Here is a 24,184-nt window from a genome sequence, read left to right as displayed (position 1 = left end):
AATATGAAGAAATATATATTATCCTTACTGATAGGAACAGCGCTGCTTTCAAGCTGTTTGGATGTAGATATTGTAGACCGTGTAGAAAAAGAGGACGGATTCTTCAAAACGGAAGATCATGCCTTGGCGGCTATTAACGGGGTATACTCCACTCTTTACGCTTTCGCTTATCATAAAACAAACTGGGCTATCATACTTCCGACCTATGAAGACGCTATGTTCTCTACCGGAAACGCTGTACCTGCCACTGTTTCCAACAATACACACAGTGCTGGTTCCGCTCCAGTTGTTAATTTTTGGGGAGAGCTATATAATGGCATTAAAAATGCTAATGAAGTAATAGCACGTGTTCCTTCTATTTCCTTCAAAAGTGAAAATGATAAGAATCGGATCATTGCAGAAGCCTACTTTCTGAGAGCACTTTATCATTATGACTTAATGCGCTTGTATGGTGGTGTTAATGGTATTCCTATTGTTATTGAGCCTGTAACCGGAATTGAAAACGCATATGTACCACAATCTCCCGCGTCTAAAGTTTACGAACAGATAATAAGTGATTTTGAATATGCCGCCGGATTGAACGATGATGATACTCCCCGTTTGCCGAAACGTTTAGATCCGGCGTACACAAGCGGACGTGTAACTAACGGAGCTGCTCATGCATTTTTGGCGGAAGTCTACTTGACTCTCGGAAGATGGGAGGATGCAGCCAGAGAAGCCCAAGAGGTGATTTCTTCCGAACAATATACGTTTGTCAATGATTATCAGAATTTATGGGACATTGAGCAAGAGTCATTAGCTCAAACCGAACATATCTTCTCAGTACCTTTCTTTCGTGACAAAGATGCTTTAGCAGATCAGTCATTGGGTTCTAATATTGCTCATTTATTTAATCCGGCAGGTGTGCAGGTTGGTGGTAAATTGGTTTCTGGAAATCCCTATGGAAAAGGAGCAGGAGCTCATAGGGTACAAAAATGGTTTATCAAATATTTTCAGGACGATCAGGGTAATCTAGGATACAGTGACCCCTCTGTTGATGCATCCATTGATGAATCCAAACTCATTTCTAAAGATTACCGGATTGAGGTTACATTCTGGAGACGTTTTCAACAAAAGAACAATAATACAGGAGTATTGGGCAATATCGTAACCGTATATCCTGCTGCCGGAGGAAACTCACAGGAGAACTGGGGATATATCCGCAAATTTATTGATCCGCAAGGTATCAATAACCGTACCAATGAAAACGATATGCCACGTCTGCGTCTGTCCGATATGTATCTTATAAGAGCAGAAGCATTGAACGAACTTGGAAAGTACACAGAAGCCTGTCAGGCTATCGATATGGTGCGTGAACGTGCGCGCAAAGCGAACGGAACCGAACGTGCTTATCCGAAGTATATAGGTTCGGACAGACCCGATAATATCGGACGTACCTTGACCAAACAAGAATTCCGCTGGCTGGTATTCATGGAACGGGGATTGGAATTTGCCGGTGAACAGAAACGCTGGTTCGACCTTATTCGTATGAAGTATGATGAAAACACGCAGATGTATGACTACATAAAGGATACATTCATCCCATCACGACCGGCTGCGGATGTACAAAAGCAAGGAGTTATGGCTGCAAGAAAGAAATATTTTCCGATACCATTTGCAGAGGTTTCTCGCAATGATGGAGTACAACAAAATCCCGGATACTAAAGATATATGTTTAAATTAAGCACTCCCATGAAAGGAGAAATAAATTATGAATAGACTATTTTTGAGTGTTTCTGTTGCATTAAGTGCGACAACTTGCTCTTTTGCACAGCAAATCACGCAGCCTAATTTGGTGTTGTTCATAGCCGATGATTGTTCATATTACGATTTAGGTTGCTATGGAAGTGTGGATTCGAAAACACCTAATATAGATAATTTTGCCACACAGGGAGTGCGTTTCACCCAAGCCTATCAAGCTGCTCCTATGTCATCGCCTACCCGCCATAATCTGTATACAGGTTTATGGCCTGTGGGTAGCGGAGCTTATCCAAACCATACTTGTGCTGATCAGGGTACTTTAAGCGTTGTGCATCATTTGCATCCATTGGGGTATAAAGTAGCTTTGATTGGAAAGAAGCATGTTGCTCCAAAGTCAGTATTTCCCTTTGATCTCTACGTGCCTAGTGAAAAGGGGGAATTACATTTTGAAGCTATTCAGAAATTTATCGCTGATTGCAAAAGGAAAGGCCAGCCGTTTTGCCTGTTTGTTGCTTCCAATCAGCCACATACCCCTTGGAATAAAGGTGATGTCTCACAGTTCGATCCGGATAAATTAACTTTGGCACCTATGTATGTAGATGTTCCACAAACACGTCAGGAGTTTACTAAGTATCTTGCAGAAGTCAACTTTATGGATCAGGAGTTTGGTAACGTACTCTCTATTTTGGAACAGGAAAAGGTCGCTGATCAATCTGTTGTAGTATATTTGAGTGAACAAGGAAACAGTCTGCCTTTTGCCAAATGGACTTGTTATGATGCAGGCGTACATTCGGCATGCATTGTCCGCTGGCCGGGAGTAGTCAAACCGGGGAGTGTCAGTGATGCATTAGTAGAATATGTGGATATAGTTCCTACTTTTGTCGATATAGCAGGAGGAAAACCGCAGACGAGAGTAGATGGTGAAAGCTTTAAATCTGTTTTGACAGGGAAGAAGAAGGAGCATAAGAAATATTCTTTCTCTCTTCAGACTAGCAGGGGAATAAATAAAGGTCCGGAGTACTACGGGATACGCTCAGCCTATGATGGAAGATATCGATATATTGTTAACCTTACTCCGGAGGCAACCTTTCAGAATGCGATGACTGCTACGCCTTTATTTAAAGAATGGAAACAGCTTGCAGAGACAGATGCCCATGCAAAGGCGATGACATTCAAGTATCAGCATCGTCCTGCCATTGAATTGTACGACGTACGGAATGATCCATTTTGCATGAACAATTTGGCAGGAGATACGAAATACTCCAATATTATTATTCGGCTGGATGCAGAACTAAAGAAATGGATGAAAGCGTGTGGAGACGAAGGGCAAGCTACCGAAATGCGGGCGTTTGATCATATGCCTTCCAAACAAAAGTGATTTGTAAACAGTGTGCAGATTGAAGTAGATACTTCTAATGGTCTTCATCCTATGGGACAATGGATTCAGGAGGATAAATGTTTTATCTTTGATATTGATGAGGTAAGTTATCTCGCTATCCAATGACAGATATAAATAAACCTGTTAATTTGAATGAAATGATAAAAAGTATAATAATGCGAATTAAACTAATACGGTGTATAGAATTAAAGGCTATTGTAACATTATCTTTAGTTCTTATTAATAGTGGAAACCTATTAATAGGTAGCAACCTGTTTATTAGAGATAACAATGATTTAAGTGCAGATACGATTTTGAGATATAATCACTATCCTACAGGTAAACTCTATGTTTATTATTCCAAGGACCAAACGAATCAGAGTTCTCCGGCTGTTATTTTCTTTTTTGGTGGAGGTTGGAATTCCGGTTCTCCTAAACAATTTGAATCACAAGCCAGTTATTTGAATAAGTATGGAGTAACAGTTGTATTAGCTGATTATCGAACCCAAAAGAATGCAGGTACTACTCCTAAAGAAGCTTTAATGGATGCAAAATCAGCTATGCGTTATTTAAAGCAGCATGCAATGTCCATACATGTTGATCCTGATAAAATATTGGCAGGCGGTGGCTCTGCAGGTGGACATTTGGCTGCTGCAACAGCTTTTTGTCATCAAATTAATAATCCGGAGGATGATCTTAATGTGTCATCAATTCCTAAAGCTTTGATCCTTTTTAATCCGGTTATAGATAATGGACCTCATGGGTACGGATTCGACAGAGTAAAAGATTATTATAGAGATTTTTCTCCTATACATAATATAAAAAAAGATGCTCCTCCTGCTATATTTTTTTTAGGGAGTGAGGATAATATTGTTTTGCTTGAAACGGCTCTAAAGTTTAAGAAGAAAATGGAACATGTAGGGTCACGTTGCGATTTATTGCTATATCCGGGACAAAAGCACGGTTTCTTTAATGCTAAGTTTGAAGAATTTTTTGAAAAAACGATGTCAGCTACTGTGGTCTTCTTGAAATCTTTAGGATATATTAAATAGAGGCTTTTGATTTGCCAGTCGTTTTTTATCGGGGATTTTTCCATTTAAGCTGTTTGCATATTAAAAAACACTTAGAATTTGGATATTTCCTCTTTATTATGGTTCATTTCTGATTCGCTTCTGAATCTGCTTCCCAACCACTACAATCATTGCTGTCGAATACAATAAACATTTTCTTTATAAAAAATAATATCCGCAGGTGCATAAATTAATTCGTCCGCCTATAGACAACGTTTCGTCCGGCTATAGGCAAACGCAACGTCGGCTATAGGCAAACTTGCGTCCGGCTATAGGCGGACGAATTAATTTATGCACTGCAAAGGATTATTTATTGCACAAGCCGGAGCTAAATTTAGCATAGGAACTCTTTATCCAATAAATTATCTACTTTCAACTTTTGAGAAAAAAGTTGTCGAGCTATTTTGGTGGCATTTATACTATCATTTATCTCTCTGTATCATTTATAGTTAGGTCAGAAAATGAGAATCAATAAATTTCAAAGTAGAAGTATTCTTCTCCCAAGATAACCTGGATAATTGTCGGGAAGCTTCCTTCTAAAAAAAATCCTTGATGAAAAGCCTATGCTGCAGAAAATAATAAGACGATAAAGACACCATATGGAAGCAATGGAAAGGGACAGCAAACATATACGTTTGCTGCTGTATATAGCCTAATAATAATGGAAGTAGTAATACCAAAGTATATGATGACATTACTTCATAATGAAACACCCTTTCTCCAGCATTACTTATGCCCAACTGCATATGTGAATAGCATCTATTCTTTCGTCATAATAACGTCATCCGGGACAGAAAAGCCAATTGGTCTCCTTTCTGCATCACTAATAGATTCATCACCTTCTGTCTCATTCCAAATACCTGTTAATTCATCCAGTTTCCAGCGAATCTTAGTAGGTGACAATAACTGTATGTATCCACCTGTAATTCCCTTACCACCAAAATGTCTTTTACGTTGGTCATAAAACCAAACGCTAACATAATTGGGATTGATATCATCTAAACGAAGTGAGTGATTAGAAACCCAAATATACATGTTATTAGGACGAGGGTCTTTTGAAAAATCCCAATATACAGGGAATCCACTCATATAGTTCTCTAATACCTCTCCTCTAACAGAAAGATAATATCCTCCATAAAGTCCGTTAATTAGATCGTTTCTCCATGCCTCTTGCCCTTTTTGTAGCTTTATTTTGAAAATAATATCGTTCTTTTGATAAATCCAAGTACCTTCATAAGAATCCAAATTCTTAGTAGGACGTACATTCTTCTGTGCTGTAATAGTATTACTAACAACTAATGCTAATAAGATAAATTTGAATGTTTTCATTTTATATGTACTTGCATTTTTAGTTACATCTAATTATAACCTATGACTATTAGTGAAAAATTATTGTCGGGCATATAATTCCTGCAATACACATTCCACGCAATACTTATTCTTTCGTCATAATAACGTCATCTGGGACAGAAAAGCCAATTGGTCTCCTTCCTGCGTCACTAATAGATTCATCACCTTCTGTCTCATTCCAAATTCCTTTTTCCTCATCCAGTTTCCAGCGAATCTTAGTAGGCGACAATAACTGTATGTATCCACCTGTAATCCCCTTACCACCAAAGTGTCTTTTACGTTGGTCATAAAATATTATACCTAAACTTCCTAATTCATCAGTATAAGGACTGTAAGCCCATATAAACAAATTATTAGGCTGACACTCTTTTAATACATCCCAACACGTAGGAAGTTCTCCCATATAATCTTCCAATACTCTTCCATTGACTGATAGATAATATCCTCCATAAAGTCCATTTGCGGTTTTTTTTGTCCATAGCTGTTGACCTTTTTGAAATTTAATTTTAAATACGGTATCATTTTTCTGATAAACCCAAGTACCTACATAAGTATCTAGTATCTTAGCAAAATTTTGATTTTCTTGTGCTGTAGCATTAATTCCTAGAACTAATAGCAATACAATAATTCTAAATGTTTTCATTTTACATGTACTTTCATGTATTAAATATTAATAAGCATTAGATATAAGTTTGTTTTTTAATTTACAGATTCAGTTGTTTGATAAATTCAGTAGGAGTGATATTAAACTCTTTCTTAAAACATTTTGTAAAATAGTTAGGGTCGGACATTCCTACGGCGTACGAAGCTTCCGAGACATTCATGCCATTCTGTAAATGAATCTTTGCTTCTTTCATCTTTATAGTCCGCATGAACTGGGTGATAGAACATCCGGTCAATGATTTAAGCTTGGTATGCAACAGGCTTCGGCTCACTTTCATATGAGTAATAATTTCAGTAACTCCGAACTCTTCGTCTTTGATATTGGCCATAATCAGGTCAACTAACTCTTTCATAAATACTTCATCACGTGGATTGTTCGTTATTTGTGTAATGTTCAGCTTCTCGATCCGCTTGAAATACTCAATGTTCTGCTTTCTGTTAGTACGCATATTCTGAACCAATAGTTCCAGATTCTGTGCATTAAAAGGCTTGGTTATATACGCATCCGCCCCTTTCAAGTACCCTTGAGTATGATCCAATTCATCCGTTTTAGCAGTTAGCAGAATTACCGGGATATGACTGCTATTCAAATCCTGTTTGACGTATGCCGTTAATTCCAGACCATCCATCACGGGCATCATTACATCGCTGACTATCAGATCGGGCAGTTGCTTCTTCAGTAACTTACAAGCCTCAGCACCATTGTAAGCACGAAATACCTGATAATCTTTGCTAAATATCTCTGCCAGATAATCATTCATCTCTTTATTATCTTCTACAATAAGGATACTTTCTTTGACGTCGGTGTTATCTTGCTCGGTAGAAATCAACTGGTCGGGAATCAGTTCGATCGTTTCTTTCATCCGCAGATTATATTTCTGTATTTCTTCGGACGTGATACTTTCCAAAGATTTCTCCGAAGAGCTATAGGCAGATTCTGAAACATTCAGGCTGACGATAAATTCCGATCCCTTTCCGACTTCGCTTTCAACCTTAATCTCCCCCTTATGCATATGAATCAGTGACTTCGTGAGAGATAACCCCAATCCGAAGCCTTCTCTATGATCCTTTTTTTCTACTTGGAAGTAGCTGTCAAAGATTTTATCTTTCATCTCTTTAGGAATCCCTCTGCCGCTGTCTTTTACTGATATTTCGATGAAATTTTCCGAATCTTTTTTGAGAAGCTTGGCACTGAGTTTCACATAATCTCCCGGCTGGGTGTATTTGAAAGCATTCGACAGCAGATTATACATGATGCGTTCCAGCTTGGATGGAGAGAACCAGACTTCTTCATCCGTTTCTTCCAGACTGACAATGAAATCAATCTCCTTTTCCTTAGATACAATATCGAAGATATGAGAAATCTCTTCCAGGAAATGCATGATGTTTCCTTTTCTGACGTTAATTTCCATTTGCTGCATTTCGATTTTACTGAAAGTGAGCAGTTCGTCAATAAGATAATGCATTCTGTTGGCATTGCGGTAGATGACTTCCAGTTTCTCGCGATCATTATTATCGATTTGTTTCTGTTTGATGAGCCGCTGAAGTGGTGACAGGATCAAAGTCAACGGTGTTTTCAGATCATGAGATACGTACGTAAAGAAGTTTATTTTCGATTGATTCATCTTCTCCATATTAACCCGTTGCTCATGTTCCGTTTTCAGTCTCATAAGAAGAATCAACCTGGCTTTGGTATATTTATATGCCAAATAGATGATGCAGAGAACCATACATACGTAGGTCAGATAGGCCCATATAGAAAGCCACCACGGAGGTAGTACATGGATAGTCAACTCTTTCTGTCCTTTTTCATCCCAGTTTACTCCGTCATTGCTTGCTTTAATCTTCAATGTATAATCTCCGGTCGGGAGATTAGAGAAACGTACCTGATGCTGATTGCCTACAAACTGCCATTCTTTATCGATGCCTTCCAGCTTCATGGCATATTGCGTTTTATCTTTGTATTGATAATTAAGCCCTGAGTATTCGATACGTATGGATTGTGCCTGTTCGTGGGTAAGCGTCATCACATCACTTTCAGAGATAGAGGCGGGCAGTAGCGCATCCGGATTGCTGGAAGATACGACATCGTTATTGCTCCATACTCCTGTCAAAGCGATATTAAAATGAGGTTCTACAGGGCGCACCTGTTCAGGATAGAAAGAAATCATGCCATTAATTGTTCCGAAGAACAGTTCGCCGTCGGGTTTCTTGCAGACAGAGGAATAATTGAACTGATTGGTCGGCAGTCCGTCGGCTATGGTATACCGGCTGATTAATCCGGATTTCGGCTGAATATTACATAATCCGTTGTCTGTTCCTATCCATATAGTGTTCTGATCATCTTCTATTATACCTTTTATAGCGTTCGATCCCAATTCTTTCTTCGAATAACTTTTCAATTTTTCGCCTTTTTTATTCAGAACAAAAAGCCCGTCATTGTTCGTTCCTGCCCAAATATTCCCCTGCGAGTCCATATATAAATAAGTCATATACAACTTACTGGATGAGAATTGTGGAAGAGGTGTCTGTTCTTCTGTTCGTTTGTTTATCTGGTATATTCCATTTTGACGGTTTCCAGTCCAGATAATGCTGTCATTGAGGTTAAGCATGCAAAAGACAGGAAGTGCAGAAACTTTTTTCAACTGGAAACTGCCGTTCTGTTTCTTCAAGGTAAATAGTCCCGACGGCCCTCCATACCAGATTTTGCCGGTTTCGTCTTCTATGATGCAGAACCCGGATGAGTTTTTCCCCATTCCGTCATTAAAAGAAAGCGTTTTGTTCTCTTTGGGCATATAATAGTTCATTCCCCGAAGAAACAGACCGATCCATAGGTTCTGTTTACTGTCAATCAGCAAGGAATGTATATTCCGGGCTTTTATATTCATCCGTTCATGGAGTCGTTCGGAACGCGTTATTTCCCGATTGCTGTTCAGGTAGTTAAGCCCTCCGTCTTCGGTAGCAATATAGAGCCCGTTGTCCGGAGTATTGATGATCTGGCGTACAGCTTTACCACTCAGATGATTGGGAGAGTTTCCATAAGGATAAATCCGGAACTGATCCGAAGCATATATAAAATAATTCACACCACCGAAATAGGTTCCAACCCACATGTTATGATTGTAATCTTCAAAAAGGCTATAAATAGGAGAATCGTTCAGATTACTCAAGTCACTTTCCGACTGCTGATAGTGAGTCACTAACCGAAAGGTCTGGTCATAAATGAAAATTCCATTTTCGGTTCCCAGCCAGATGTTGTTCATAGTATCAGTTGTTGCACATCTGAATTGTCTGATATCCTTGATCGCGGCCAGAGGATACAGCGAATCATTATTGATATTGTACACAAATACCTCTTGAGGTGTATTGAATAACAACTGATTGCCAGGCAACATAACTAATTGAATGCACGTTTCCAAAAATGGACGGATGTTCAGAGGCAGTGGTTCAAATTGTTCCTTCTTTAGATTATAGCGTTTCACCCCTTTGTTACTGTTTATCCATAGAACATTGTTTGAGTCTTCTACCAGTCCACGAATATTTTCTCCTTTTCCTTCATTTAATATAAAAGGAGTGAAGCTGTTTTTTTCATTATCGTATTGATAGATGCCGTTACTGCATCCGGTCAGCAATCTGCTGTCAGACGTGTTCAGAAATAAGACACTGTTCTTATTGTTTCCCTCTATGTGATAGCGTGTGAATTGTTCATTCTGGGGATTGTATTTGCAGATTCCTTGCTCCGTAGAAATCCAGAGGACATTCCGGCAGGGGTCATTATATAGTTTGGTGATAAAATCATGGCTGATTGTAGTGGAATCCCCTTCTTCGTGAAAGTACCGGGTAATATTATACCCATCATATCTGCATAATCCATTCCTGGTGCCAAACCACATAAATCCCTTACTGTCCTGAGATATGGCATTGACAGTATTATGAGAAAGCCCTTCTGTAATGCTTAGCTGTTTGAAGCGGACATTATTATATTGGATTTTTCCTTCCGCAAATGTCGGATGAAGCAGGAATAATAAACAAACTGCTACCGATATAAGATTTTTGAGTGTACTCCTTTTCATATCTGATTCTACTCCTTGTTTAACGCTCAAAGATAGTCTTTTTTCTATCGGTTTTTCTAGTACAAATGTATATTCCATTAGAAATTATGTGCACAATCGAAGCTTTATGGGCTCAAACAATACATGCTTCCTTATATTGAACATGATGTTACGAATGTTTATTCTTTGAATTCTCTACATTTGTATCGTAAACCAAATGAAAAGACCATGAAAACAAAATTTTGCAGAACGGCAGTGTATTGCCTGTGCTGTTTTATGTTTATCCAGCCGATAACAGGAAGCCAGGTAAATGATACTCATGAGGGTGTTTTGCATATCGACAAACAGAAAACACGCAAAGTAAGCCGTGTCCAATATGGGTTCCATTATGAAGAGATTGGTATGATAGGAGAAGGTGCCTTGCATGCCGAACTGGTACGCAACCGTTCATTCGAAGAAGCAACTCCACCCGCAGATCTGGCGGTCAAAAATGGGCTTTATCAGAATGTACCGAATCCGCGTGGAAAAAACAAAGATGTATTTCATGTAGACCCTCTGATCGGATGGAACACTTATCCTCTGTCTTATACTCCCATTTTCATTAGCCGTACAGAAGAAAATCCTCTGAATAAGGAGAATAAGTATTCAATGCTGGTCAACGTGACTGAAGATATTGCAAACAATCCGGAGGCAATGATTCTAAATCGGGGATATTACGGTATGAATCTACGAAAGGAGGTATCTTATCATCTTTCCATGTATATAAAAAGCAAAAATTATACAGCTCTTCTTCAAGTTATGCTGGTAGACGAACAAGGTAAACCGGTCAGTACTCAGCTTGTTTTGGATGTAAAGGGTAAAGAGTGGACGAAACTTACCGGAACATTAAAACCTGATAAAGATGTCAAACGGGGGATGCTTGCCATTCAGCCGTTAGGTAAAGGGCAATTCCAACTGGATGTCGTCTCTTTATTCCCTTCTGATACATGGGACAATGGAAAATCAGTTTTTCGGGCGGATATTATGCAGAACTTGAAAGAATATGCACCGGATTTCATTCGTTTTCCCGGCGGATGTATTGTGCATGGGGTGAATGAAGCTACCATGTACCACTGGAAAAAGACAATAGGTCCCATTGAAAATCGACCGGGACAATGGAGTAAATGGGCGCCTTACTACCGTACAGATGGAATTGGTTATCATGAGTTTTACGAATTGTGCGAATATTTGGGAGCAGATGCTATGTACGTAATCCCTACAGGGATGATCTGTACAGGTTGGGTAAAGCAAAGTTCTCCCTGGAATTTCATTCAACCGGACGTTGATCTGGATGCTTATATTCAGGATGCACTGGATGCCATAGAATACGCAATCGGTCCGGAAACCAGCAAATGGGGGGCTTTACGTGTAAAGAACGGACATCCGAAGCCTTTCCCTCTAAAGTACATTGAAATTGGAAACGAAGACTTCGGACCTGTTTATTGGGAACGTTACGAGAAGATTTATCAAGCGTTACACAGACAGTACCCCGACTTGATATACATAGCCAACAGTATCATAGGCAAAGAAAATGACGACAAACGGATTGATATTGCGAAGTTTGTGAACCCGAAGAATGTGAAGGTATTCGATGAACACCATTATCAACCTGTCGAATGGGCTTGCAAGCAGCATTACCGTTTTGACAACTATGAACGGGGAATAGCGGATTTGTTTGTTGGAGAATTGGGCATTGACGGGAAGTATCCCTATAATCTGTTAGCCAGCGGAGCGGTGCGAATGTCTCTTGAACGTAATGGAGACTTGAATCCATTATTGGCAGAACGTCCGGTGATGCGCCATTGGGATTTTTCAGAGCATCGTCAGTTGCACTCTATGCTAATCAATGGGGTAGATTGCAGCATCAGGACATCTTTCTATTATTTATCAAAAATGTTCAGAGACCACACTTTCGATGTATGCCTGGATGCTGGGATTCAGGGGATGAAGGGTTTGCAGAATGTCTTTGTTACGATGGGATATGATAGTGAAAGTAAAGAATATATCCTGAAACTGATCAATTTGAGAAAACAGGAGGTGGTACTTCAAACAGCAGTGAAAGGATTTGGGAAAAAGATACAGGCACAAAAAATAACATTGAGTCTGGAACCCGGCAAGAATAACACTCCGGAAATGCCGGATGCAGTAAAGCCAGTTCAGTCGACCGTAACACTGGACTTAAATAAAGATTTGCAGCTTGAGGCTTCTTCAATGATTGTATACCGTTTTAAATAAGATAAATATGAGAAATGCAGCGTTTTGTATTACGGGATTGGCATTACAGGGGTTTGTCTATGTCATTGATGGCACAAACCGACAAGCCGAATATTGTAATCATTATGACCGATCAGCAGCGTGCTGACCTATGTGGCAGAGAAGGTTTTCCTCTGGCAGTTACTCCTTATGTAGATCAATTAGCTCAGGAAAATGTATGGTTTAACAAAGCATATACTGTAGCACCGGCCAGTTCTCCTGCCCGCTGCTCCATGTTCACCGGACGTTTTCCTTCGGCAACCCATGTACGTACCAACCACAACATTCCGGATATCTTTTTTGAACAGGACTTGGTGGGCGTATTAAAAGAAAACGGATATAAAACAGCACTTGTAGGTAAAAACCATGCTTATCTGAAACCTGCTGACTTGGACTTTTGGTCAGAATACGGGCATTGGGGTAAAAATAAGAAAACGACTCCCGAAGAAAAAGAGACGGCTCGTTTCTTAAACCAGAAAGCCAGGGGACAATGGCTGGAACCTTCGCCAATTCCTGTAGAGGAGCAACACCCTGCTAAAATCGTTAATGAGACATTGTCATGGATAGAGAGTCAAAAAGAGAATCCTTTCTTTGTGTGGGTATCTTTCCCGGAACCTCATAATCCTTATCAGGTTTGCGAACCCTATTATTCTATGTTTTCGCCGGATAAGCTTCCCGTATTGAAGACGTCACGTAAAGACTTGGAAAAGAAAGGAGAGAAATATCGCATTTTAGCAGAACTGGAAGATGCGTCTTGTCCTAATCTGGAACAGGACCTACCCAGAATCCGTGCTAATTATATCGGCATGATCCGTTTAATAGATGACCAGATAAAGAGACTGATCGAATCGTTAAAAGCCAGCGGGCAGTTTGAAAATACAATCTTTGTTGTTCTTTCAGATCATGGCGATTATTGGGGAGAATACGGGTTGATCCGCAAAGGAGCCGGACTTTCTGAAAGTCTCGCACGTATCCCGATGGTATGGGCAGGATATCATGTCAAGAATCAATCAGCCCCTATGGATAGCCATGTGTCAATTGCTGATATTTTTCCTACTCTTTGTTCTGCAATCGGTGCCAAGATTCCGGCTGGTGTTCAAGGTCGTAGCTTATGGCCGATGTTGACCGGAAAAGAATACCCCAAAGAAGAGTTTTCCAGCATTGTCGTACAACAAGGTTTTGGAGGAGCACATGTCGGACTGGATTCTTCTCTTACTTTCGAACAGGAAGGGGCATTGACGCCGGGTAAGATTGCATACTTTGATGAACTCAATACCTGGACTCAAAGCGGTACCTCTCGTATGGTCAGAAAAGACGACTGGAAACTGGTGATGGATAACTATGGAAACGGAGAACTATATAATCTTAAGAAAGATCCTTCGGAAGTAGATAACCTGTTTGGTAAAAAGAAATACACTGCTGTTCAGACAGAGCTTCTGACGAAGTTAGTCGCATGGGAATTACGTCTGCAGGATCCACTCCCTCTTCCCCGGAAACGTTATCATTTTAAACAGGATCCTTATAATTATCTCCAACCCGAACAATAATAAATCAAAAGAATGTACATATTGACGGATATTAAAGACATTGTTCCATGAGCTCAATCCTGTAACAGTCTACTTTTGTATCCGTAAATAATAAAACTGTAATCTATGAAATTTATATTGCGATTAGGACTTGCTTTACTGACAGGATTTGTCTCAGTCAGCACAGCATCGGCACAAGCATATGGAACTGCTGATACAAACGCTCCGGAGCTGCGTGTCCCAAAATCTGTTCAACCGGCATTTGACTACTGGATGCGTGACACATGGGCAACACTAGGCCCCGACGGTTACTACTATATCACTGGAACCACTTCTACCCCCGACCGTCACTTTCCGGGACAGAGACATTGCTGGGATTGGAATGACGGTTTGTATCTTTGGCGCTCCAAAGACCTGAAGATATGGGAAGCCATGGGACGAATCTGGTCAATGGAAAAAGACGGTACCTGGCAGAAAGATCCCAAAGTATATAAAGAGGGAGAGAAATATGCGAAGAAGTCTATCAATAATGATCCGATGGATAACCGTTTCCACGCTGTATGGGCACCGGAAATGCACTATATAAAGAGTGCGAAAAATTGGTTTATTGTAGCCTGCATGAATCAATCGGCAGGCGGAAGAGGCTCTTTTATTCTGCGGAGTACTACCGGGAAGCCGGAGGGACCTTATGAAAATATCGAAGGTAACGAGGATAAAGCCATTTTTCCAAACATTGACGGAAGCCTGTTTGAAGATACGGATGGTACCGTATATTTTGTCGGTCACAACCACTATATAGCACGCATGAAACCAGATATGAGTGGTTTGGCAGAAGAGATAAAGACATTAAAAGAAAGTAAATACTCTCCGGAGCCGTATGTTGAAGGAGCATTCATCTTTAAATATGATGGAAAATATCATTTGGTACAAGCTATCTGGGCACACCGCACGGTGAAGGGGGACACTTATGTCGAGAAGGAAGGGTTAACTAATAAGAAAACTCGTTATAGCTATGATTGTATCATTGCCACTGCCGACAATGTATATGGTCCTTATGGTAAACGGTATAACGCAATTACCGGCGGCGGACACAACAATCTGTTTCAGGATAAGGATGGCAACTGGTGGGCAACCATGTTTTTTAACCCTCGTGGCGCACAGGCGGCCGAATATAAAGTGACATGTCGGCCGGGATTGATTCCGATGCTTTATGAAAACGGAAAATTTAAACCTAATCACAATTATCAGGCAAAATGAAAACATCACTATTGATAACCGGGGGATTGGCTTTCGGAGCAATGACTTTTGCACAAGAAAAGCCTAATATCATTGTTATATTGGCGGACGATCTGGGTTTCTCCGATTTAGGTTGCTACGGAGGAGAAGTACAGACACCGGTATTGGATAAGATGGCCAAACAGGGTGTCCGTATGACACAAATGTATAACAGTGCGCGGAGTTGTCCGTCACGTGCCAATTTATTAACCGGACTTTATCCGCATCAGACAGGGTTAGGACACATGGATGCAACCCGTCCGGCATGGCCGAAAGGATATGCCGGCTTTCGTTCCAATTCTGACAACGTTACCATTGCCGAAGTATTAAAAGATGCCGGATATTTCACAGCCATGTCCGGTAAATGGCATCTGGGCAAAACCGCCAATCCGATAAACCGAGGTTTCCTGGAATATTATGGTTTGTTAGGTGGATTCAATTCTTTTTGGAATCCGGACGTATATACCCGATTGCCTAAGGATCGTAACCCACGTCAATATAAAGAGGGAGAATTTTATGCTACTAACGTAATAACCGATTATGCCATAGACTTTATTAATCAGGCACATCAGGAAGAAAAACCTTTGTTTCTGTATTTGGCATACAATGCTGCTCATTTTCCGTTGCACGCTCCGAAAGAAGTAACGGATAAATATATGAAGATTTACCTGCAGGGTTGGGATAAGATTCGAGATCAACGTTGGAAACGAATAGTAAAGATGGGGCTTTTGCAAGGAAAACCAGCATTAAGCCCGCGTGGTGTTGTTCCCGAAAGTTTGTTTGAGGATGAGACACATCCGCTGCCTGCCTGGGATTCTTTAACAAAGGAACAGCAGACTGACCTGGCTCGCCGTATGGCTATTTATGCTGCCATGATAGATATTATGGATACCAATATTGGTCGGGTATTGGATACTTTACAGAAGAACGGTGAACTGGATAATACATTTATCATGTTCATGTCGGACAACGGAGCTTGTGCCGAATGGCATGAATTTGGTTTCGACAAGCAAACTGGAACAGAATATCATACTCATGTTGGTGCTGAATTAGACCAGATGGGACTACCGGGAACTTATCATCATTACGGAACCGGCTGGGCAAACGTTTGTTGTACCCCATTTACACTTTATAAACATTATGCGCATGAAGGTGGAATATCCACTCCTTGCATTATCCAGTGGGGTAAACAGATTAAGCACAAAGGCAGTATTGACCATCAACCGGCACAATTCTCGGATATCATGGCAACTTGCATCGAACTGGCAGGGACTAAATATCCCGAAGAATACGAAGGAAGAAAGATTGTACCTACACCGGGCAAGTCAATCCTTCCTATTGTACGCGGTGAAGAAATGCCGGACCGTTATATCTATGCGGAACATGAAGGTAATCGTATGGTACGCAAAGGTGACTGGAAACTGGTCTCTGCGAATTTTAGAGGTGATGAATGGGAACTCTATAATATCAAAGAAGACCGCACAGAACAACATAATCTGATAAAGGAATACCCTGAAATGGCAAAGGAACTGGAAGACGCTTATTTTGAGTGGGCAGACCATAGTGATGTGCTTTATTTCCCGAAGGTTTGGAATACTTATAATAAAGGACGCCGGAAGGACTTTAAAGAATATAGAGATAAGTAGGAAAACACAGTAGGAAAGAAAAGATAGGAACTTATGAACAAGAAACTACTAATTGCAGTATTTGTAAGTGCTATGGCACATACGTTCGCTTGCGCAGCAAGCCCGAAAGAAAATAGAATGAAAACAGTTTGGGCTGATAAAGTTACGTCGGAAAATGTATGGCAGAGTTATCCGCGTCCTCAGTTACAACGTTCGCAATGGATGAATCTGAACGGGTTATGGCAGTATGCGGTTACTACTCAGGATACACCTAAAAAAGAAGTGAAGTTCGAGGGACAGATTCTCGTTCCGTTTGCTATCGAATCTTCCCTTTCGGGGGTGCAGCGTTCTTTTCTGCCTACCGAGAAATTGTGGTATCAGCGTAACTTTACCCTTGATGACGCATGGAAAGGAAAAACAGTGATTTTGCATTTCGGAGCTGTAGATTATGAATGTCAGGTATGGGTAAACAACAAATTGGCGGGCATTCATAAAGGGGGGAATAATCCTTTCTCTTTCGATGTAACCAAATTGCTGAGAAAAGGTGGTTCGCAACTTGTTGAGGTTGCTGTTATCGACCCTACGGATACGGAGTCAATTTCCCGTGGCAAGCAACAGTTGGAGCCGAAAGGTATCTGGTATTCTCCGGTATCCGGTATTTGGCAGACTGTGTGGTTGGAGGCTGTAAATTCAACCCATATTCTTCAGGTTCTTCCTACAGCTGATATTCATAAAAAGACGGTTAGTCTGGACATCAGTGTAGCTAAAGCCAAAGGAGGAGAAAAAGTAAAAGTGGAATTACTGGACGAAGGTAAGGTAGTGGGTACGACAGAGCAAAAATTAGCCTCAAAGATAGAAATGGAAGTTCCGGAGGCTGTTCTTTGGAGTCCGTCTTCTCCGAAACTTTACCATCTGAATATTGAGTTGTTAAGTCAAGGACAAGTAATAGATCAGGTAAAAAGCTATTTTGCGATGCGTGAGGTCAGTATCCGCAAAGATGAATGTGGTTACCAGCGTATTTGTCTGAATGGTGATCCAATATTCCAGTATGGAACACTGGATCAAGGCTGGTGGCCGGATGGTTTGCTGACACCTCCTTCCGAAGAAGCAATGCTTTGGGATATGGTTCAGCTCAAAAATATGGGATTTAATACCATACGCAAACACATTAAAGTAGAACCGGAGCAATATTATTATTATGCCGATTCGTTGGGTTTGATGATGTGGCAGGATATGGTATCCGGCTTCTCTACCGAAAGAAAAGACGAAGAACATATTAAGCCCAATGCGCAAACGGACTGGAATGCACCCGCATCACATACTAACCAATGGCAACAGGAGATGTTCGAGATGATTGACCGTCTGCGTTTTTATTCCTGTATCACAACGTGGGTAATCTTCAATGAAGGATGGGGACAGCATAATACGGTAGAAATAGTGGAAAAGGTAATGGAATACGATAAAAGCCGTATCATTGACGGAGTAACCGGCTGGACAGACAGAGGAGTAGGCCATATGTATGATGTACACAATTATCCGTCTGCTTCCATGATTTTGCCCGCTTGTAATGGCAATCGGATTTCTGTCTTAGGAGAATTCGGAGGGTATGGATGGGCCATCAAAGAACATCTGTGGAATCCCGGTATGCGGAACTGGGGATATAAAAATATTGATGGAGCAATGGCGCTGATGGATAACTATGGTCGTCTGGTCTATGATTTGGAGACATTGATAGCACAGGGGCTGAGTGCGGCGATTTATACACAAACCACTGATGTCGAAGGTGAAGTAAATGGTCTGATTACTTATGACCGGAAAGTTATTAAAATTCCGGAAGGCTTGTTGCATATCATGCACGATCGTTTATATCATGTCAATCCGGCGAAAGTCATTACTTTGGTGCCCGACGCTCAGAATGGGAGTGCGGTCAGCCGTGCAGTCAGCCTTAACGGGCAGGAGTCGAAAATGACCTCTTTGCCTTTCGATTGCCCTCCCCGTTCGGAAATTGTGTCGGAAACTTCATTTGATGTCAATGATGAATTCAGCCATTTGTCTTTGTGGGTGCGTGCTACCGGAGATGTGAAGGTATGGTTGAATGGAGTGGAGGTCTTTTCGCAGGAGGTGAAACAAACCAGGCAATATAATCAGTACAATATCAGTAATTATTGCCGATATTTGCGAAAAGGAAAGAATGAGTTGAAAATCGAAGTACGGGAAACTAAAAAGATGAGCTTTGATTTCGGTTTGAGGGCTTACTGATCGGACACGTTTTTATTCCCAAGACTTGCAATAATTTCTCAAAGAAGGCTGTCGGTTTCTGAAAGACTTTTATCTTTGCAGATATAATACATATGGCGCTATGAGAAAGATTATTTTGATTTTCGTGACAATTGTTCTTCCCTGTTTGCTTTGCGCAAGAAATGATGATAAGAGTACAGATATGCTGCTTCGTGAGATTGACGGAATTATCAGGAACCGTCAGACTTACGGTGCAGAAAAAGAAGCACGTATCTCCGATTTGAAGAAGTTGCTGTCCGAGGCTACCTCCGATGAGCAGCGTTATGGATTTTGCGGCAGGCTTTTCGACGAATATCGGGCTTATAATCTGGACTCTTCGTATGTATATGCACAGCGGAAGCAGGAACTGGCTTCTCATTTGAACAAACAGGATTATCTGGATGATGCCGCCATGAATATGGCAGAGGTGATGGGAACCACCGGAATGTACAAGGAAGCTTTGGAGCAGTTGGGACAGATAGACAAGAAAACCCTGTCTGATTATCTCTATCCCTATTATTACCACTTGTATCGTACTATTTACGGGTTGATGGGAGATTATGCCGTTACTGAGAAAGAGAAGAAAGAGTATTACCGGATGACGGACCTGTATCGGGATTCCCTTTTACAGACTAATGCCTCCGACTCATTGGGTCATGTGCTGGTGATGGCCGACAAATGCACCGTACACGCCCAATATGATCAGGCAATAACCATGCTGACCGACTTCTACCGGAAACCCTCTCTGGACGATCATTCCAAGGCGATGATTACTTATACCTTGTCAGAAGCCTATCGCCTCAAAGGAGACAAGAAAGGGCAGAAACACTTTCTGGCTCTCTCGGCCATCGCCGATTTAAAATCGGCAGTCAAGGAATACGTCTCCCTGCGGAAACTCGCCTCTCTTGTATATGAAGACGGAGACATTGACCGTGCATACAACTATCTGAAATGCTCGCTCGAAGATGCTACGCTCTGCAACGCCCGCCTTCGTACACTGGAAATCTCGCAAGTCTTCCCCATCATCGATCAGGCTTACCAGCTGAAAACCAAGCGGCAGCAACAGGAAATGAAGATATCTCTGATTTGTATCAGTCTGCTTTCCGTCTTTTTGCTGGTGGCTATATTCTTCGTTTACAAGCAGATGAAGAAAGTGGCTGCCGCCCGTCGGGAAGTGATTGACACGAATACGCTTCTGCAAGAGCTGAATGGTGAACTTCATGACTCCAATTCGCAACTGAAAGAGATGAACCATACCCTTTCGGAAGCTAACTATATTAAAGAGGAATACATCGGCCGCTACATGGACCAGTGTTCCACCTATCTGGATAAGATGGACTTATACCGTCGTTCTCTGAATAAGATTGCGGCTGCCGGCAGGGTAGAAGAGTTGTATAAAGCTATTAAATCCTCCCAATTCCTCGAAGAAGAGCTGAAAGACTTCTACGCAAACTTTGATATGACCTTCCTGCAACTCTTCCCTAACTTTGTGGAAGAGTTTAATGCGTTACTTGTCGAACCGATGCAGCCCAAGCAGGGCGAACTGCTGAATACCGAACTTCGTATCTTTGCCCTGATTCGTCTGGGGATTACGGATAGTACCAAGATCGCCCAGTTCCTCCGCTACTCTGTGACCACTATTTATAATTACCGGACACGTGTCCGCAACAAGGCACTCGGCGAACGGGATGAGTTTGAGGCTAAAGTAATGAAAATAGGGAAGGTGGAAGAGTAAGAAATCCACTACTTTTTTAGCACGGTCGCTATTCTATAATATTCTTATTATTAGTGTTTTATGCTGTTTTGTACTGTATAAACCACTATATTTTTGCTATCTGGCAAAAGAAGCGCATTTAATTGTGGATACTTTTGTTTCAGTGAAAACAAAAAGTAATCCTAATATTAACTTTAAATTGATGTACATGGAACAGAGTATAAAGTCGAAAGGCTTTGAACATCGCCTCCTATTAATAATGTGGGGCTTGTTACTATCTCTTAGTGCATTCGCACAGCAGATTACAGTAAAAGGACATGTAGTGGACGCCACGGGCGAACCGGTGATCGGAGCCAGTGTGATAGAAGGCAAGTCCACGAACGGCACGATTACCGATATCGACGGTAACTTCTCATTAAATGTTTCTGCTAACAGCGCATTGACCATTTCTTTTGTCGGCTATAAGACGCAGACTGTTTCGGTGAACGGAAAAACCGCACTGAAAGTAACCTTGCAGGAAGATACCGAAGTATTGGACGAAGTCGTTGTAGTAGGTTACGGAACGATGAAAAAGAGCGACCTGACCGGCGCCGTATCTTCCGTAGGAGTCAAAGATATCAAAGACTCTCCGGTAGCCAATATCGGTCAGGCAATGCAGGGAAAAGTATCCGGCGTGCAAATTATCGATGCCGGCAAACCGGGGGACAATGTAACCATTAAAATCCGTGGTCTGGGCACGATCAACAACAGCAACCCGCTGGTGGTGATCGACGGAATCCCTACCGACTTAGGTCTGTCTTCTCTGAATATGGCCGATGTGGAACGGGTAGACGTGCTGAAAGATGCTTCGGCAACTGCCATCTACGGTTCGCGCGGTGCCAACGGTGTAGTGATGATTACCAGCAAACGCGGTGCCGAAGGCGCCGGAAAGGTAACGGTCAATGCGAACTGGGCGATACAGAATGCAACCAAAGTGCCTGATATGCTGAATGCCGCCCAATATGCAGCATTGAGCAATGATATGCTCTCAAACAATGACGATAACACCAACCCTTACTGGGCAGACCCTTCTTCATTGGGAAAAGGAACCAACTGGCTCGACGAGATGCTGCGCACGGGAGTGAAGCAGAGTTATTCGGTCAGCTATTCCGGCGGCACGGAAAAGGCGCATTATTATGTATCCGGCGGTTTTCTCGATCAGTCCGGTATTGTGAAGAGTGTCAATTATCGCCGTTTCAATTTTCAGGCGAACAGTGACGCCCAAGTCAACAAATGGCTGAAATTCACCACCAACCTGACATTCAGCACAGACGTAAAAGAAGGAGGAACATATAGTATCGGTGATGCGATGAAAGCCCTTCCCACCCAACCGGTGAAGAATGACGACGGCAGTTGGAGCGGTCCCGGACAGGAGGCGCAATGGTACGGAAGTATCCGCAATCCGATCGGTACGCTTCACATGATGACTAACGAGACGAAAGGATATAACTTTCTCGCGAACATCACCGGAGAGATCACCTTCACTAAATGGCTGAAACTGAAAAGTACCTTCGGCTATGACGCCAAGTTCTGGTTTGCCGACAACTTCACGCCGGCATACGACTGGAAACCGAATCCGGTAGAAGAATCTTCCCGCTACAAAAGCGACAACAAATCATTCACCTACCTGTGGGACAACTACTTCGTATTCGATCATACTTTTGCAAAGAAACACCGTGTAGGTGTGATGGCAGGTTCTTCCGCACAGTGGAATAACTACGATTATCTGAACGCACAGAAAAACATCTTCATGTTCGACAATATCCATGAGATGGACAACGGAGAAAAGATGTACAGCCTTGGCGGCAGCCAGAGCGACTGGGCACTGCTCTCACTGATGGCACGTCTCAACTACTCATACGAAGACAAATACCTCCTGACGGCTACCGTACGTCGTGACGGCTCTTCCCGCTTTGGTAAGAACAACCGATGGGGAACATTCCCTTCCGTATCTCTGGCTTGGCGTGTTTCTCAGGAAGACTGGTTCCCGAAAGATAACTTCCTGATGAACGATCTCAAACTGCGTGTCGGATACGGTGTGACCGGTAATCAGGAAATCGGTAACTATGGATTTGTCGCATCCTACAACACGGGTGTCTATCCTTTCGGAAACAATAACTCCACTGCTTTGGTATCTACCACTCTCTCCAATCCGAACATCCATTGGGAAGAAGTGCGCCAGGCCAACTTCGGTGTGGACATGAGCCTGTTCGATTCGCGTGTCAGCCTCTCACTGGATGCTTATATCAAGAATACGAACGATATGCTGGTGAAGGCTTCCATCCCCATCACTTCGGGCTTTGAAGATACTACCGAGACTTTCACCAATGCCGGCAAGATGCGCAACAAAGGAGTGGAAATGACATTGCGTACCATCAACCTGAAAGGCATCTTCTCCTGGGAATCCGCTTTAACGGCTACCTATAATAAGAATGAGATTCTGGATCTGAACAGCGAAACTCCGATGTTTATCAACCAGATAGGCAATTCATACGTGACCATGCTGAAAGCCGGTTACCCGATCAACGTTTTCTATGGATACGTTACCGACGGGCTTTTCCAGAACTGGGGAGAAGTCAACCGCCACGCCACCCAGCCGGGCGCAGCTCCGGGGGACATCCGCTTCAGAGACTTGAACAACGACGGAGTGATTAACGACGAAGACCGTACGATTCTTGGCAATCCGAATCCGAACTGGTTCTTCTCACTCTCCAACAACCTATCTTACAAAGGATGGGAACTCTCCGTTTTCCTGCAAGGAGTGGCAGGCAACAAGATTTATAATGCCAACAATGTGGACAACGAAGGAATGGCTGCCGCCTACAACCAGACCACAGCCGTACTGAACCGCTGGACAGGAGAAGGCACAAGCTACTCCATGCCGCGTGCCATCTGGGGCGACCCGAACCAGAACTGCCGCGTATCCGACCGATTTGTGGAAAACGGCTCGTATCTCCGTCTGAAAAATATCACCCTTTCGTATACACTGCCTAAAAAGTGGTTGCAAAAGATTCAACTGGAAAACGCCCGTATCTCCTTCTCTTGCGAGAATGTGGCGACTATCACCAGATATTCGGGCTTCGACCCCGAGGTGGATGTCAACGGTATAGACAGCAGCCGTTACCCTATCTCGCGTACATTCAGTATGGGCTTGAACTTTAACTTTTAAATCAGGAGGAAGAA

The 24,184-nt window shown here is 42.1% G+C and carries 12 protein-coding genes and 1 pseudogene; 10 read left to right on the top strand and 3 right to left on the bottom strand.

All coding sequences use genetic code 11. The annotated features are described in order from the left end of the window. Positions 1-3 precede the first annotated feature (3 nt). From BT_RS15720 to BT_RS15710, 3 genes are all read left to right on the top strand, one after another. Positions 4-1,704: a RagB/SusD family nutrient uptake outer membrane protein gene (locus tag BT_RS15720; protein WP_008767367.1), complete on the top strand. Its 1,701-nt coding sequence runs from the start codon at positions 4-6 to the stop codon at positions 1,702-1,704. Positions 1,705-1,750: 46 nt separating this feature from the next. Continuing rightward, entirely contained in the window at positions 1,751-3,118 is a 1,368-nt protein-coding gene (locus BT_RS15715) for a sulfatase family protein (RefSeq protein WP_008767366.1), read from the top strand. A gap of 122 nt (positions 3,119-3,240) precedes the next feature. Beyond that, positions 3,241-4,170: an alpha/beta hydrolase gene (locus tag BT_RS15710; RefSeq protein WP_224200527.1), complete on the top strand. Its 930-nt coding sequence runs from the start codon at positions 3,241-3,243 to the stop codon at positions 4,168-4,170. 777 nt (positions 4,171-4,947) lie between these two features. Here BT_RS15710 and BT_RS15705 read toward each other — a convergent pair. The 3 genes from BT_RS15705 to BT_RS15695 form a co-directional block, all read right to left on the bottom strand. Continuing rightward, entirely contained in the window at positions 4,948-5,517 is a 570-nt protein-coding gene (locus BT_RS15705; RefSeq protein ID WP_008767364.1) for a DUF6705 family protein, read from the bottom strand. Positions 5,518-5,623: 106 nt separating this feature from the next. After that, entirely contained in the window at positions 5,624-6,181 is a 558-nt protein-coding gene (locus BT_RS15700) for a DUF6705 family protein (protein ID WP_008767363.1), read from the bottom strand. A 61-nt stretch (positions 6,182-6,242) separates the two neighbouring features. Then, positions 6,243-10,274, bottom strand: coding sequence for a hybrid sensor histidine kinase/response regulator transcription factor (locus BT_RS15695; RefSeq protein WP_011108633.1), 4,032 nt, complete (start codon positions 10,272-10,274; stop codon positions 6,243-6,245). Between the two features lie 255 nt (positions 10,275-10,529). Here BT_RS15695 and BT_RS15690 point away from each other — a divergent pair, with 255 nt between their 5' ends. The 7 genes and pseudogenes from BT_RS15690 (at position 10,530) to BT_RS15660 (ending at position 24,170) form a co-directional block, all read left to right on the top strand. After that, positions 10,530-12,527 (top strand): alpha-L-arabinofuranosidase C-terminal domain-containing protein, encoded by a 1,998-nt coding sequence (locus tag BT_RS15690; RefSeq protein WP_306465282.1) that lies wholly within the window; start codon positions 10,530-10,532, stop codon positions 12,525-12,527. A gap of 7 nt (positions 12,528-12,534) precedes the next feature. Next, positions 12,535-14,092: pseudogene (locus tag BT_RS15685) on the top strand (sulfatase). 105 nt (positions 14,093-14,197) lie between these two features. Then, complete coding sequence (locus BT_RS15680; RefSeq protein ID WP_008767358.1) at positions 14,198-15,328, top strand: family 43 glycosylhydrolase; 1,131 nt, start codon at positions 14,198-14,200, stop codon at positions 15,326-15,328. Further along, entirely contained in the window at positions 15,325-16,992 is a 1,668-nt protein-coding gene (locus tag BT_RS15675) for an arylsulfatase (RefSeq protein WP_062694127.1), read from the top strand. The genes BT_RS15680 and BT_RS15675 overlap by 4 nt, the downstream gene beginning before the upstream one ends. Before the next feature lie 33 nt (positions 16,993-17,025). Then, positions 17,026-19,230 (top strand): glycoside hydrolase family 2 protein, encoded by a 2,205-nt coding sequence (locus tag BT_RS15670; RefSeq protein WP_008767356.1) that lies wholly within the window; start codon positions 17,026-17,028, stop codon positions 19,228-19,230. A gap of 100 nt (positions 19,231-19,330) precedes the next feature. Beyond that, positions 19,331-20,983, top strand: a complete 1,653-nt coding sequence (locus BT_RS15665) for a DUF6377 domain-containing protein (RefSeq protein ID WP_008761694.1) — start codon at positions 19,331-19,333, stop codon at positions 20,981-20,983. Between the two features lie 187 nt (positions 20,984-21,170). Further along, complete coding sequence (locus BT_RS15660) at positions 21,171-24,170, top strand: SusC/RagA family TonB-linked outer membrane protein (RefSeq protein ID WP_011108629.1); 3,000 nt, start codon at positions 21,171-21,173, stop codon at positions 24,168-24,170. Positions 24,171-24,184 lie beyond the last annotated feature (14 nt).

The sequence above is a fragment of the Bacteroides thetaiotaomicron VPI-5482 genome (assembly GCF_000011065.1).
Lineage (GTDB): Bacteria > Bacteroidota > Bacteroidia > Bacteroidales > Bacteroidaceae > Bacteroides > Bacteroides thetaiotaomicron.
The sequence above is the reverse complement of the archived record's forward strand: the minus strand, read 5'-3'. Positions and strand labels throughout refer to the sequence as shown.

What these genes read in the sequence shown, in the direction of transcription:
- BT_RS15720 (WP_008767367.1), top strand. Translation starts at nt 4, where the DNA reads ATGAAGAAATATATATTATCCTTACTGATAGGAACAGCGCTGCTTTCA.
- BT_RS15715 (WP_008767366.1), top strand. Translation starts at nt 1,751, where the DNA reads ATGAATAGACTATTTTTGAGTGTTTCTGTTGCATTAAGTGCGACAACT.
- BT_RS15710 (WP_224200527.1), top strand. Translation starts at nt 3,241, where the DNA reads ATGACAGATATAAATAAACCTGTTAATTTGAATGAAATGATAAAAAGT.
- BT_RS15705 (WP_008767364.1), bottom strand. Translation starts at nt 5,517, where the DNA reads ATGAAAACATTCAAATTTATCTTATTAGCATTAGTTGTTAGTAATACT.
- BT_RS15700 (WP_008767363.1), bottom strand. Translation starts at nt 6,181, where the DNA reads ATGAAAACATTTAGAATTATTGTATTGCTATTAGTTCTAGGAATTAAT.
- BT_RS15695 (WP_011108633.1), bottom strand. Translation starts at nt 10,274, where the DNA reads ATGAAAAGGAGTACACTCAAAAATCTTATATCGGTAGCAGTTTGTTTA.
- BT_RS15690 (WP_306465282.1), top strand. Translation starts at nt 10,530, where the DNA reads ATGTTTATCCAGCCGATAACAGGAAGCCAGGTAAATGATACTCATGAG.
- BT_RS15680 (WP_008767358.1), top strand. Translation starts at nt 14,198, where the DNA reads ATGAAATTTATATTGCGATTAGGACTTGCTTTACTGACAGGATTTGTC.
- BT_RS15675 (WP_062694127.1), top strand. Translation starts at nt 15,325, where the DNA reads ATGAAAACATCACTATTGATAACCGGGGGATTGGCTTTCGGAGCAATG.
- BT_RS15670 (WP_008767356.1), top strand. Translation starts at nt 17,026, where the DNA reads ATGAACAAGAAACTACTAATTGCAGTATTTGTAAGTGCTATGGCACAT.
- BT_RS15665 (WP_008761694.1), top strand. Translation starts at nt 19,331, where the DNA reads ATGAGAAAGATTATTTTGATTTTCGTGACAATTGTTCTTCCCTGTTTG.
- BT_RS15660 (WP_011108629.1), top strand. Translation starts at nt 21,171, where the DNA reads ATGGAACAGAGTATAAAGTCGAAAGGCTTTGAACATCGCCTCCTATTA.